Genomic DNA, 12,923 nt, shown 5'->3' with positions numbered 1-12,923 from the left:
CTTCGCCGCTTGAATGCAAGACCGCCCTGAATGCGTCCCCGGCCCAACATGTCCCCGGACCGCGAATCACAACAATAACGCCTGCCGGAATCGGCGTGAAGAATCATTGGCGCAAAAAATAAAGCCGGGCGGAAAGTCAACCACCCGGCTTCAATATCTGGTAGATAATTTCGCTTTGGTTAATAGCGGTAGTGTTCTGGCTTGTACGGGCCCTGCGGCGTCACGCCGATATAGGCGGCCTGTTCGCCGGAGAGCTCCGTCAGCTTGGCGCCGAGCTTGTCGAGATGCAGCCGCGCCACCTTCTCGTCGAGGTGCTTGGGCAGCACATAGACCTGGTTCTGATACTGGCCGTGCTTGGTGAAGAGCTCGATCTGCGCCAGCACCTGGTTGGTGAACGAAGCCGACATGACGAAGCTCGGATGTCCGGTGGCGTTGCCGAGGTTGAGCAGGCGTCCTTCGGACAGAAGGATCATCCGCTTGCCGTCCGGGAAGGTGATCAGGTCGACCTGCGGCTTGACGTTGGTCCATTTCAAATTGCGCAGCGCCGCGACCTGGATCTCGTTGTCGAAGTGGCCGATATTGCCGACGATCACCATGTCTTTCATCGCCCGCATGTGGTCGAGCGTGACGACGTCCTTGTTGCCGGTGGTGGTGATGACGATGTCGGCGGTGGGGGCCGCATCCTCCAGCGTCACCACCTCATAGCCGTCCATGGCCGCCTGCAGCGCGCAGATCGGGTCGACCTCGGTGACCTTGACGCGGGCGCCGGCGCCGCGCAACGAGGCCGACGAGCCCTTGCCGACGTCGCCATAGCCGCAGACCACTGCGACCTTGCCGGCCATCATCGTATCGGTGCCGCGGCGGATGCCGTCGACCAGCGATTCCTTGCAGCCATATTTGTTGTCGAATTTCGACTTGGTGACGGAATCGTTGACGTTGATTGCCGGGAAGGGCAGCAGGCCCTTCTTCTGCAACTGGTAGAGGCGGTTGACGCCGGTGGTGGTTTCCTCGGTGACGCCGCGGATCGCTTCACGCTGCTTGGTGAAGAAGCCGGGCGAGGCCTTCAGGCGCTTCTTGATCTGGGCGAACAGGATTTCTTCCTCCTCGCTGCCGGGATTGGATAGCACGTCCTCGCCGGTCTCGGCGCGCGCGCCGAGCAGGATGTACATGGTGGCGTCGCCGCCATCGTCCAGGATCATGTTGGAGGTGCCGCCGTCGGTCCACTGGAAGATGCGGTCGGTGTAGTCCCAGTAATCCTCGAGCGACTCGCCCTTGACGGCGAAGACCGGGACGCCGGCCTCGGCGATCGCCGCGGCCGCGTGATCCTGCGTCGAGAAGATGTTGCAGGAGGCCCAGCGGATGTCGGCGCCCAGCGCCTTCAGCGTCTCGATCAGAACCGCCGTCTGGATGGTCATGTGCAGCGAGCCGGTGATGCGCGCGCCCTTGAGCGGCTGCTTGGCGCCGAACTCCTCGCGGCAGGCCATCAGGCCCGGCATTTCGGTTTCGGCGATCTCGATCTCCTTGCGGCCCCAGCCGGCAAGCGAGATGTCGGCGACCACATAGTCCTTGCTACCCGTCATGGCAGTGCTCCGGTGTGATTTTTTCCCAAAGGCGCGCCGGCGCCGGGAGGCGCGTGGAAGGGCGCGGTTGCCGGCCTGACTAGCAGATTGGCCGCCATACGACAATGGGACATAAAGAAATCTTTATGCGCGCATGTCCTGAGAGCGTAACATATGAGCGTTGCGCGATCAGATTTCCTCGCCGAAACGCGAAGCGACCAGCTGCTCCAGCGCGTCCATGGCCGGCACGGCGTCAGGGCCGCTGGCGATGACGCGGATCGAATAGCCCGGGCTCGCCGCCAGCATCATCAGGCCCATGATCGACGTGCCGCCGACCTTCACGCCGTCCTTCTCGACATGGATGGTGGCGTCGAAGCCGCTGGCGACCTGGACGAACTTGGCCGAAGCGCGCGCATGCAGGCCGCGCTGATTGATGATCGGGAACTCCCGCACAACCTCGTCCGTCTGCGGCGCCGATGCATTCATTTGCTGCTCAGGAGCTGGCTGGCGACGTTGATGTATTTGCGGCCCGCCGCCTGCGCTTCGTCGAGCGCGGCGGCCATGTTGTCGCCCTTGCGGATCGAGGAGAGCTTGATCAGCATTGGCAGGTTCATGCCGGCGATGACCTCGGTGCGGCCGGATTCCATCACCGAGATGGCTAGGTTGGAGGGTGTGCCGCCGAACATGTCGGTGAGCACGATGACGCCGGCGCCGGTGTCGACGCGCGCCACCGCGTCGACGATGTCGGCCCGGCGCTGCTCCATGTCGTCGTCGGCGCCGATCGCCACGGTTTCGAAATTGTCTTGCGGCCCGACGACATGCTCTACGGCATGCCGGAACTCGGTGGCGAGTTGACCGTGCGTCACGAGCACGAGTCCGATCATTCTCTGGTGGCTCCCGTCATCGCCGCTTCACAGGCGTATCTTATGTTCGCCAGCCATTCCAGGCGGCGGGAGCGCTATCTTGTCGACGCACGGCCGGTTGACAAGCCCAAAATTGCGGCGGTCCGGGCCATTTTGACGCATCGCAACAAAAAACCCCGGGCGGATCACGAAAAAGGCCGGATCGACAGCCGCGCCATCAGCATGGGCAGCGCGGCGGTGACATTTTGCCGGGCGACATCGATGCGCGGCAGCCGGCACCCGTGGATCGTCTCTGCGGCTTCGTCCTGCAGACGCGCCATGTCGGCCGGTTCGACAAGCCGAACCACCAGATCGATTACGGCGGCCGGCTCGAAGGCCAGCGGCCGCGGCCCGATGCCGTGCACCTCGCAGAGTCCGGCGATGGTGGACGGCGCGCGGCACACCAGCCGGCCGCCATGCGCGGTCGCAAACAACTGGTCGTCGCCGACCAGCCGGGAAAACACGCCGCGGGTGCGGCAATGATCGATAAGCGCCAACGCCAGCGTCGTCTTGCCGGCTCCGGATGGCCCGGTGATCAGCACGCCGCGCTCGCCGATCAGGAGGGCCGTCCCATGGATGTTGCGGGGTTTTGTGGCGGTGTCCGGCATGTTCGGTTCGGCGATCAGCCTTCCGCGGGCAGCGTCACCACGAAACGTGCGCCCTTGATCTCGCCGGGCTTGGTGCCGGGGATGTTCTCTGCCGTCAGCGTGCCGCCATGCGCCTCGACGATCTGACGGCTGATCGACAGCCCGAGGCCGGAGTTCTGGCCGAACGCCTCGCCCGCCGGCCGGTCGGTGTAGAAGCGCTCGAAGATGCGGTCGATCGTCTCGGCCCGGATCCCCGGGCCGTTGTCGTCGACGGTGATGATGTTGAACTTGCCCGCGCGAGCCAATGATATCGCGATGTGTCCATGCTCGTCGGGCACGAAGGAGCGCGCGTTCTCGATCAGGTTGGTGATGACCTGGCCGATCCTGAGGTCGTGGCCGACGACGAAATAGCCTCGAGCGCCGGCCGGCAGCTTGGCCACCTTGAGCTCGATCTCGACCGCCTTCTTGTTGCGCGTCGTCTCGCGCGAGACCGCGATGAGGTCGGTGATGAACTTCTTCAGGTCGACCGTCGCCGCATCATCCCGCGCGAGCTCGGCGTCGAGCCGCGATGCGTCGGAGATGTCGGTGATCAGCCGGTCGAGCCGCTTCACGTCGTGCTGGATGATCTCCATCAGACGCGCGCGAGACGTATCATTTTTCGCCAAAGGCAGCGTCTCGACCGCGCTGCGCAGCGAGGTCAGCGGGTTCTTCAGCTCATGCGACACGTCGGCCGCGAAGCTTTCGATCGCCTCGATTCTTGCATACAGTGCATTCGTCATGTCGCGCACCGCGATGGACAAATTGCCGATCTCGTCCTGGCGGTCGGAAAAATCGGGGATTTCCTCGCGGCTCTTGACGCCGCGCCGCACCCTGACGGCGGCGGCGGAAAGCCGGCGCAGCGGATTGGCGATGGTGGATGCCAGAAGCAACGACAGGATCGCGGTGACGAGAGCCGCCACCCCGAACACGCGCAGGATCGCCTTGCGCTCGGCCGCGACGATCTTGTCGATGTCGCCGCCTTCGGTTGACAGCATCAAGACGCCGAGCACGGCGCGGAAGCGCTGGATCGGCACCGCGACGGAGACGATCTGCTCGCCCTGCTCGCTCACCCGCACGATGGTCGAGGGGCTGCCGGTCAGCGCCTTGACCACTTCCGGGAAGGCCGCGCCATTGCCGCCGGGCTGCTCATGATAGACCGGCAGGTCCTTGTTGCGGAAGAAATCGAAGATGAACTTCTCGACCCGTTCCAGGAGGTCCGGCTGCTCGTCCTCGACCGGCGGCAGGTCGTAGCGCAGGATCTGGCCGCGCGAATAGAGATGCCGCGAATCGAGCAGCAGATTGGCGTCGCGGTCATAGATGCGGGCGCGTGTGCGCGTCGGCGAGATCAAGCGCCTGAGCACCGGCGCGACGCGTTCCGGATTGATCGGGAAATCGAGATTGTCGAGCTGGTCGGAACCCGGCCCAAGGCTCTCGCCGGCCTGCAGCTCCAGCAACTTTTCCGGGTCGATGCTGATCGAGTCGGTCTCGACGGTCGCCGAAGCCGCGATCGCGCCGGCGATGATCTCGCCCTGCGTCATCAAGCTTTCGACGCGCGCGTCGATCAGCCCGTCGCGAAAGGTGTTGAGATAGAGGATGCCGGTGACCAGCACGGCGAGGCCGGCCATGTTGAGGAACAGGATGCGCCGCGTCAGGCTGGAGAAGATGTGATGGCCGAGAAACCGGCGCATCGGCACCGTGAATTTCGATACGAAGGCGGGCACGATCCGCGGCGGGCGCCTTGCCGCCCCCGCCCGTCTGCCTCGCTCTACTTCCACTGCCATCGAATAGCAGGCCCTGCTTAATTGGTGAGTAGGCGGTGGGGCAGCAGGGGAATAGAGAAAATGGTGGCTGAGCGGCCGCTAGCACCATTCAAAACTGACTGCCGACTAGTCCCTGCTGCCTACTCACTACTGCCTATGCCTCGCGGAACCGGTATCCGACTCCGTAAAGTGTTTCGATCATCTCGAAGTCGTCGTCGACGGCCTTGAACTTCTTGCGCAGCCGCTTGATGTGGCTGTCGATGGTGCGGTCGTCGACATAGACCTGTTCATCATAGGCCGAATCCATCAGCGCATCACGGCTTTTTACCACGCCGGGGCGCTGCGCCAGCGAATGCAGGATGAGAAACTCGGTTACCGTCAGCGTCACCGGCTCGCCCTTCCAGGTGCAGGTGTGCCGCTCCTGGTCCATCACCAACTGGCCGCGTTCGAGGGAGCGGGCCTGCTGGGTGGGCGCCTTGGCCGCCGCCTCACGGGCGCTGGTGCGGCGCAGCACCGCGCGCACGCGCTCGACAAGGAGGCGCTGCGAGAACGGTTTGCGGATGAAGTCGTCGGCACCCATCTTGAGACCGAACAATTCGTCGATCTCATCGTCCTTCGACGTCAGAAAGATCACCGGCAGGTCCGACTTCTGGCGCATGCGGCGCAACAGTTCCATGCCGTCCATGCGCGGCATCTTGATATCGAGGATGGCAAGATTAGGCGGCCGCGCCGCCAGGCCTTCCAGCGCCGACGCGCCATCGGTGTAGGTTTCGACCCGATAGCCCTCGGACTCGAGCGCGATCGACACCGAGGTCAGAATGTTGCGGTCGTCGTCGACAAGCGCGATTGTTGCCATTTCAAGCGGCTCCCTCATGAGCTGTCCCTTCTGTCGTCGAGAAGGGGCTTTTGCAGGACAAATTGGGTACAAAATGTGGCACGGGCCGTGTCCGAAGTCACGGGCGGCCTGCCGTTACACACGATCGCACCCATAGTGGGATTGGACAAACCGAGCCTGCCAATCCTTTGGGCAACCTCTATGGTTTTTTGCACATATAAACGATTTAAACAACTTTCAAATTTTTTAAATCGATTAATGATTTGATATCATTCGGCTTTTCTGGTTCTGAACTTGGCAGCCCTGTGCGGGGCTCCGGGAAATCTCCCGTCACATGCGGCCAAATCCAGAGAGGAAATTTGATGTCGGAAGCCGGCAAACGCAACCCCGACTGCGCCATCGACGCGATCGGCCTGAAGACCACGGGCATGGTGCGCTACAATTTCGGCGCGGCCGAACTCTATGAGGAAGCGATCCGGCGCGGCGAGGCACGGCTGACCGCGCGGGGCGCGCTGGTCGCCGAGACCGGACAGCACACCGGCCGTTCGCCGAAGGACAAATTCGTCGTGCGCGATGACGGCACCGGTCCGCATGTCTGGTGGGACAACAACAAGGCGATATCGCCGGGTGAGTTCGAGACGCTGCTTGCCGATTTCAAAGCCCATGCAGCCGGCAAGGACCTCTACGTGCAGGACCTCGTCGGCGGCGCCGACGCCGATCTGAAGCTGCCGACCCGGGTCGTCACCGAATTCGCCTGGCATTCGCTGTTCATCCGCAATCTCCTGATCCGTCCGGAAGCCGCGGAGCTCGAGCGTTTCGTGCCGCAGATGACGATCATCGACCTGCCCTCCTTCCGCGCTGATCCGGCGCGTCACGGCACCCGCACCGAAACGGTGATCGCGGTCGATCTCACCCGCCAGATCGTTCTGATCGGCGGCACCTCCTATGCCGGCGAGATGAAGAAATCGGTTTTCACCATGCTGAACTATCTGCTGCCGGCAAAGGGCGTGATGCCGATGCACTGCTCGGCCAATGAGGGGCCGGACGGCGACGCGGCGGTGTTCTTCGGCCTGTCCGGCACCGGCAAGACCACGCTCTCCGCGGATCCGTCGCGCACGCTGATCGGCGACGACGAGCATGGCTGGGGTCCGCACGGCATCTTCAATTTCGAGGGCGGCTGCTACGCTAAGACGATCAGGCTCTCGGCCGAGGCGGAGCCGGAAATCTTCGCCACCACGCAGCGCTTCGGCACGGTGCTGGAGAACGTCGTGCTCGACGCCGGTCGCGTTCCGGACTTCAATGACGGCAGCCTCACCGAAAACACGCGCTGCGCCTATCCGCTGGATTTCATCCCCAACGCCTCTAAGACCGGCCGCGCCGGTCACCCGAAGAACATCATCATGCTGACCGCCGACGCCTTCGGTGTCATGCCGCCGATCGCCAGGCTGACGCCGGCGCAGGCGATGTACCACTTCCTGTCGGGCTATACCGCCAAGGTTGCCGGCACGGAAAAGGGCGTCACCGAGCCGGAGGCGACCTTTTCGACCTGTTTCGGCGCCCCGTTCATGCCGCGCCATCCGTCCGAATACGGCAACCTGCTGCGCGAGCTCATCGCCAGCCATGGCGTCGATTGCTGGCTGGTCAACACCGGCTGGACCGGGGGCGCCTATGGCACTGGCCGCCGCATGCCGATCAAGGTGACGCGCGCCTTGCTGGGCGCCGCGCTCGACGGTTCGTTGAAGTCGGCCGAGTTCCGCACCGACGCCAATTTCGGCTTCGAGGTGCCGGTGGCGGTTCCGCGTGTCGACGGCGCCATTCTCGACCCGCGCTCGACCTGGGCCGACAAGGCTGCCTATGACCGCCAGGCTGCGAAGCTGGTCAACATGTTCGCGACCAATTTCGAGAAGTTCGAACGTCACGTCGACGCCACCATCCTCGGCGCCGCGCCGCGCCTGCAGGAAGCGGCTGAATAGCAGTCACCTCCAGGGCCTGGCTTGCGCCGGGCCTTTTCTTTTTGCCGCCGCCGCGCCATGACTGCGTGCATGGCGAGCGACGACGACATCATCATCAGCGGCGAAGCGGTCATCCGTCCTGGCGACCTGCATGAGGACTTCATCCGTTCCTCCGGCCCGGGCGGCCAGAACGTCAACAAGGTGGCGACCGCCGTGCAGCTGCGCTTCGACGCGGCGAACGCATCCGGCCTGTCGGAGCGCGTCCGCGAGCGCGCCCTCAAGCTAGCCGGTCAGCGCGCCACCAAGGACGGCGTCATCGTCATCGAGGCCGGCCGCTTCCGCACCCAGGAGCAGAACCGCGCCGACGCGCGGTCGCGGCTGACGGCCTTGATCGCCAAGGCGGCCGAGCCGCCACCGCCGCCGCGCAAGAAGACCAGGCCGTCCAAAGGCGCCGTGGAGCGCCGCCTCAAGAGCAAGGCAGGCCGGTCGACGGTGAAAAAGCTGCGCGGTCGGGTGGAAAGCGACTGATCCGGCCAAGCCGCAGTTTTCGGGTCGCCGTCTTTTTTGAAGGATGCCATGGCTTAGAGCATGATGCGGAAAAGCGTGAAGCGGTTTTCGGACGACATCGTGCTCTATCTCTTTGATTTAGAGTCGGATGATTTCAGGTCGGTTCGACCTGAAATCATCCGACTCTGGGGATAAAACGGATCGACCATGCTCGTTCTGCCCAAAGGCGTCCGCCATATGCCGGGCTTCCTCGCGCGCCCGGCCCAGGAAGCGCTGGTCGAGGAGATCAGGCGCGTCGTGCAGGCCGCACCGCTCTACGTGCCGGCTATGCCGCGCACCGGCAAGGAGATGAGCGTGCGCATGACCAATTGCGGCGCGCTTGGCTGGGTCACCGACAAGGAGCGCGGCTATCGCTACCAGCCCGCGCATCCGGTGACGGGCGAGCCGTGGCCGCCGATCCCGGAAGCCTTGCTGAAAGTGTGGCGCGAGGTTTCGGCCTATCCGCATCCGCCCGAGGCCTGCCTGGTCAACTTCTATGCGGCGGATGCCAAAATGGGCCTGCATCAGGACCGCGACGAGCAGGATTTCAACGCGCCGGTGGTGTCGGTCTCGCTGGGCGATGACTGCCTCTTCCGGGTCGGCCAGGACAAGCGCGAGGGCGGCACCAAGTCGTTCAGGCTGAAGAGCGGCGACGTCGTCGTGCTTGGCGGCGAAGGGCGCCTCGCCTTCCACGGCGTCGACCGCGTCTATCCCGCGACATCGGCGCTGCTGAAGAATGGCGGCCGCATCAATCTGACGTTGCGGCGGGTGACGGTGCCTGGCTGAGCACGCCTGGCGCCGGGCAACGCGATCTTAAGCACAAAAGCGTAAGAAAAGATCGGACAGCCGGGATTGCCATGGAACCGACCCGAATCAGGATCCGACGCCTCTTGGACATGGCCGCCGTGACTATCGTGACGGTGATCGGCTTCTGGATGGCCGAGTTTTACCTGCGCACATTGTGGGCCTACCGTCCCGACGGCTTGTCGCTGCTCTCGCACAAGCTTCCCTACTGGGATTTCACCAATCTCTGGGCCGGCTCCCGCATGGCCATGGAAGGCCACGTTGCCGTCCTTTTCGACGTGGATGCCTACCGCGCCGCGCTGCGCGCCATGTTCTCGCCCGATCTTCCAAATCAGGAATGGAGCTACCCGCCGAGCATTCTCTTGCTCGGCGTTCCGCTTGCAACCCTGCCGATCCTGCCTGCCTATCTGATCTGGACGGTTGGAACCGTTCTGTGTCTGCGGCGGGCAATCCGACCGCTGAAGCTCGGGATTGCGGTGGAACTGGCGATCGTCTTGAGTCCCGCCGTCATCTGGAACTCGGTGTTCGGCCAGAACGGCGCGTTGACCACCGCGCTGTTGATCGGAGGCCTCGCCGTAGCGCCCAGGCGTCCGCTGCTGGCCGGTATCCTGTTCGGCCTGCTGACGATCAAGCCGCATCTCGGCATTCTGGTGCCCTTCTGTCTGGCCGCCAGCGGCAACTGGCGTGCTATGTTCGCCGCCGTCGCGACTACGGTCGTGATCGCTGTCGCCACCGGCCTGTTCTTCGGCTTCGATGTCTGGCGCCTGTTCCTGACCGAAACCCGTCCCTTGATGACGGCGATCATGGAGGCACCTTATCCGCAGCCCTACCACTATAACGCGGTCACGGTGTTCTTCACCGCGAGGGTAAGCGGCTTTGGGCTGGCCGCGGCCTATGGTGTGCAGGCGATCGCGACGATCGCTTCCATCGCCGCGACGGTCTGGCTCTGGTGGCCGGGGCGCCGGGTCCCGCATCGGGAACGCGTGGCGCTTACCGCTGTCCTTGCAATCCTTGCCACGCCCTACGGCTACACCTACGACATGATCGGTGTCGCGGTCGCGGTCGCCATGCTGTTCACAATGGCGTCCAGACCGCCCCGGCTTCTTCTCGCGCTATGTTGGCTCTATCCCCTTTTCGCGCATATCCTGAACAATGCCGGGTTTTTCGTAGGTGTTCTGGTGCCGCTCTCGCTCGGCGCCTGGATGCTGATTTCGATATGGACGAGAGGCCGGAAGGCTGAACTCTCCGGGGAGCCGTCCCTGGCTTAGCTGCTCAGGCACCAGCAGATCTACGACACCGCGTCCATTTTGATGCTTCCACGCCGCAGGAGGTCAAGCGTAAGACCGGCGTCGCGCAATGCCACAAAAAAGAGCGCGAACAGGACGGCTGTGGCGAGTGGAATTTTCAGCAATCCAAAATGGATCATCGCGAGGGGAAGCAGCATCGCAAAGGTGATGATGCTGAGCCGTGCCCCGCTCTCAGGCGACGACGGATTTCTCGACACCATCAGCCCCAGCGCGCCGGCAAGCAAGCCGAGATCATAGGTCAGGGCATAGGGTGTGATGATGAATGTGCCGACCAGCAGGAGTATGTCGCGGTGGCGCGCGTCTTTGACTCGGAAGAACGCCATGATCACCACCAGCGCGGCGGGCAGGGCCACCGTGAGATGCAGCATCAGCGCCAGGGCCGGACCGAAGTCCCAGTTGCGAAGCGCGCCATAGACAGAGGGCATCATCGCCAGGAACAGCCCCCGGAGCTGCCCCATGACCGCATTCTGGTACGGCACGACATTCTGGATGTAGCCGCGCCACGATTCGAGCCCGAAGACAGCGGTCGAGGCCATCACCAGCAGCAGCGCGGTCATGATGCCGCAGGCGATGACGCTCCAGCGTCGCTCGGCCACCAGGAGGAACGGAAACAGCAGGCCGAGCTGCGGCTTGATCGTCAGCAGCCCGAGCAAGATGCCGGCAACGATGGGCCGCTTTTCGCGCAGCGCCAGCGCGCCGAGCGCCAGGGCCGCACAGAGATAACCGTTCTGGGCCGCCCAGAAGTTGAGAGCCATGAAGGGCATTGCAGCGACCCACGCAACCAGACTGCGTTCGCCGATGAACGCACGGTAGGCGATTAGGAAGGCGACGCCTGTCGTCGTCAGAAAGAGCAGGAGCGCGGTCTCGTAGCCGAACAATCCGAGCGGCCAGATCAGGAAGAGGAAATGTGGCGGATAGCTCCAATTGTGCCACGGATATCCGCTGCCAAAGGTCTCTCGAAGGTGGCCGAAATAGACGCTCCAAGGAGCGAACAAGTCCTGCACCTTGCCGGAAAGCAGCAATCGGGACGCCAGCCAGTAGTTGGCGAAATCCTTGTCGGCAAGGTTCGGGTCCAGCCCTGGCGCAACGATCGCGACCCCAATTGGCCAGCCCAGCGCCACTGCCGCAACAAATGCGGCCCCGAAAACAAACAAATATGGCTTTGGCAATGCCAGCAGCCGTTGCATGAAACCTTGCCCGTTGTCCGATGGGCTTTTTGCAGGAATCTCTTAAAAAACCCAAAAACCGGCTGCCTCACGCGCCGCTCAAAGTTTCCTTAACGCCACTTCCTCGACCAGGTGGTTAGTGCCCTTGCGCAGGATAAGGTCGGCCCGCGCCCTGGTCGGCAGGATATTCTCGCGCAGGTTCTTCAGGTTGATGTTGGCCCAGAGCCCCTCCGCGATGGCGCGCGCGGCATCCTGCGAAAGCTGAGAATAGCGGTGGAAGAAGGAATCCGGATTGCGGAAGGCGGTTTCGCGCAGCCGCATGAAACGCTGGATGTACCATTGATGGATCAGCTTCTCGTCGGCATCGATATAGATGGCGAAATCGAAGAAGTCGGACAGGAACGGCACGATCTTGCCGTCCTTCGGCAGCTTGCCCGGCTGCAAGACGTTGATGCCTTCGAAGATCAGGATGTCTGGCCGGTCGATGGTGACGAACTCGCCCGGAATGACGTCATAGGTCAGGTGTGAATAGACCGGCGCCCGGACGCTGCCTTGCGCCGACTTGATGCCGGACAGGAACCTGAGCAGCGCGCCGACATCGTAGCTCTCCGGGAAGCCCTTGCGCTCCATGAGGTTTTCACGGCGCAGGATCTCGTTCGGCAAGAGGAAGCCGTCGGTGGTGATGAGGTCGACCTTCGGGCTCGACGGCCAGCGCGCCAGGAGCTCCTTCAGCACGCGCGCTGTGGTCGACTTGCCGACCGCGACCGAGCCCGCAATGCCGATGATGAAGGGTGTCTTGGTGACGTCCTGCGCCTTGAAGAAGGCCTGGCGCTGCCTGAACAGCAGCTGGCTCGCCTCGACATGCGCCGAAAGCAGCCGGGAAAGCGAGAGGTAGATGCGCTTGACCTCTTCGAGGTCGACCGGGTCGTTGAGCGAGCGCAGCCGGTCGATCTCGTCCCCGCTGAGAGTCAGCGGCGTGTCGGCGCGGAACTGCGACCATTGCTCGGCGGAGAAGAATCGAAACGGGGAGTACTTCTCGGTCGCAGCCAGCTGGTCCATCGGGTTTCCTGCCCTCCTAGAGCATGATGCCGAAAAGTGTGAAGCGGTTTTCGGGCGACATCATGCTCTATCCCGTTTCTTTCAATCCGTTGATCGGGCTGCCTTTTCGGCGATGCCCGAGCGGCTGGTGCGGCCCTCGAGCTCCTTCAGCACGTCGTCGAGCGGGACGCCCGCAATGCCGAGAACGACCAGCCAATGATACAGAAGATCGGCACTTTCCGAAACGAGCGCCTGCCTGTCGCCGCGGATGGCGGCGATCACGGTCTCGACCGCTTCCTCGCCGAGCTTCTGCGCCGCCTTGTCGATGCCCTTGGCGAACAGCTTCGCCGTCCACGATTCCGCGTCGCCGGAATGGGCGCGCTGGTGGATGATCGTTTCCAGATCGGCGAGCGAAAAGTCTGCCATAA

13 protein-coding genes are annotated in these 12,923 nt (G+C 63.4%); 4 read left to right on the top strand and 9 right to left on the bottom strand.

Going from position 1 to position 12,923, the window contains the following annotated elements:
- Window positions 1-179 precede the first annotated feature (179 nt).
- The 6 genes from ahcY to O7A05_RS14145 form a co-directional block, all read right to left on the bottom strand.
- Window positions 180-1,580, bottom strand: coding sequence for an adenosylhomocysteinase (gene ahcY / locus O7A05_RS14170; RefSeq protein ID WP_337093701.1), 1,401 nt, complete (start codon window positions 1,578-1,580; stop codon window positions 180-182).
- Between the two features lie 168 nt (window positions 1,581-1,748).
- On the bottom strand, window positions 1,749-2,045 hold the full coding sequence (locus O7A05_RS14165; protein WP_337093700.1) for an HPr family phosphocarrier protein: 297 nt from the start codon (window positions 2,043-2,045) through the stop codon (window positions 1,749-1,751).
- Window positions 2,042-2,443, bottom strand: coding sequence for a PTS sugar transporter subunit IIA (locus O7A05_RS14160; RefSeq protein WP_027166957.1), 402 nt, complete (start codon window positions 2,441-2,443; stop codon window positions 2,042-2,044). Before O7A05_RS14160 ends, O7A05_RS14165 begins: the two co-directional genes overlap by 4 nt.
- 164 nt (window positions 2,444-2,607) lie before the next feature.
- Complete coding sequence (locus O7A05_RS14155; protein ID WP_337093699.1) at window positions 2,608-3,069, bottom strand: HPr kinase/phosphorylase; 462 nt, start codon at window positions 3,067-3,069, stop codon at window positions 2,608-2,610.
- Window positions 3,070-3,083: 14 nt separating this feature from the next.
- Window positions 3,084-4,868, bottom strand: a complete 1,785-nt coding sequence (locus O7A05_RS14150) for a sensor histidine kinase (RefSeq protein ID WP_318012260.1) — start codon at window positions 4,866-4,868, stop codon at window positions 3,084-3,086.
- A 133-nt stretch (window positions 4,869-5,001) separates the two neighbouring features.
- A complete protein-coding gene (locus tag O7A05_RS14145; RefSeq protein ID WP_126063331.1) occupies window positions 5,002-5,703 on the bottom strand; it encodes a response regulator transcription factor in 702 nt (233 codons plus the stop codon).
- A gap of 341 nt (window positions 5,704-6,044) precedes the next feature.
- On the opposite strand from O7A05_RS14145, the gene O7A05_RS14140 reads away from it, so the two are divergent.
- From O7A05_RS14140 to O7A05_RS14125, 4 genes are all read left to right on the top strand, one after another.
- Window positions 6,045-7,655: a phosphoenolpyruvate carboxykinase gene (locus tag O7A05_RS14140; protein WP_337093698.1), complete on the top strand. Its 1,611-nt coding sequence runs from the start codon at window positions 6,045-6,047 to the stop codon at window positions 7,653-7,655.
- Window positions 7,656-7,724: 69 nt separating this feature from the next.
- Window positions 7,725-8,162, top strand: coding sequence for an alternative ribosome rescue aminoacyl-tRNA hydrolase ArfB (arfB, locus tag O7A05_RS14135; RefSeq protein ID WP_337093697.1), 438 nt, complete (start codon window positions 7,725-7,727; stop codon window positions 8,160-8,162).
- Between the two features lie 186 nt (window positions 8,163-8,348).
- Window positions 8,349-8,966, top strand: a complete 618-nt coding sequence (locus O7A05_RS14130) for an alpha-ketoglutarate-dependent dioxygenase AlkB family protein (protein ID WP_337093696.1) — start codon at window positions 8,349-8,351, stop codon at window positions 8,964-8,966.
- A 110-nt stretch (window positions 8,967-9,076) separates the two neighbouring features.
- Window positions 9,077-10,252: a glycosyltransferase family 87 protein gene (locus tag O7A05_RS14125; protein ID WP_415927010.1), complete on the top strand. Its 1,176-nt coding sequence runs from the start codon at window positions 9,077-9,079 to the stop codon at window positions 10,250-10,252.
- Window positions 10,253-10,272: 20 nt separating this feature from the next.
- Here O7A05_RS14125 and O7A05_RS14120 read toward each other — a convergent pair whose 3' ends face one another.
- The 3 genes from O7A05_RS14120 to O7A05_RS14110 all read right to left on the bottom strand — a co-directional run bounded on the left by O7A05_RS14120 (window position 10,273) and on the right by O7A05_RS14110 (window position 12,921).
- On the bottom strand, window positions 10,273-11,478 hold the full coding sequence (locus O7A05_RS14120; RefSeq protein WP_337093694.1) for a glycosyltransferase family 87 protein: 1,206 nt from the start codon (window positions 11,476-11,478) through the stop codon (window positions 10,273-10,275).
- Between the two features lie 78 nt (window positions 11,479-11,556).
- Window positions 11,557-12,516, bottom strand: a complete 960-nt coding sequence (gene coaA / locus O7A05_RS14115; RefSeq protein ID WP_337093693.1) for a type I pantothenate kinase — start codon at window positions 12,514-12,516, stop codon at window positions 11,557-11,559.
- An 81-nt stretch (window positions 12,517-12,597) separates the two neighbouring features.
- Complete coding sequence (locus O7A05_RS14110) at window positions 12,598-12,921, bottom strand: phosphoribosyl-ATP diphosphatase (protein ID WP_337093692.1); 324 nt, start codon at window positions 12,919-12,921, stop codon at window positions 12,598-12,600.
- Window positions 12,922-12,923 lie beyond the last annotated feature (2 nt).

This window comes from Mesorhizobium argentiipisi (SeqCode) (assembly GCF_037179585.1).
Classification (GTDB): Bacteria; Pseudomonadota; Alphaproteobacteria; order Rhizobiales; family Rhizobiaceae; genus Mesorhizobium; species Mesorhizobium argentiipisi.
Note: the sequence above shows the minus strand (reverse complement) of the source record. Positions and strands in the feature narration are given on the sequence as shown.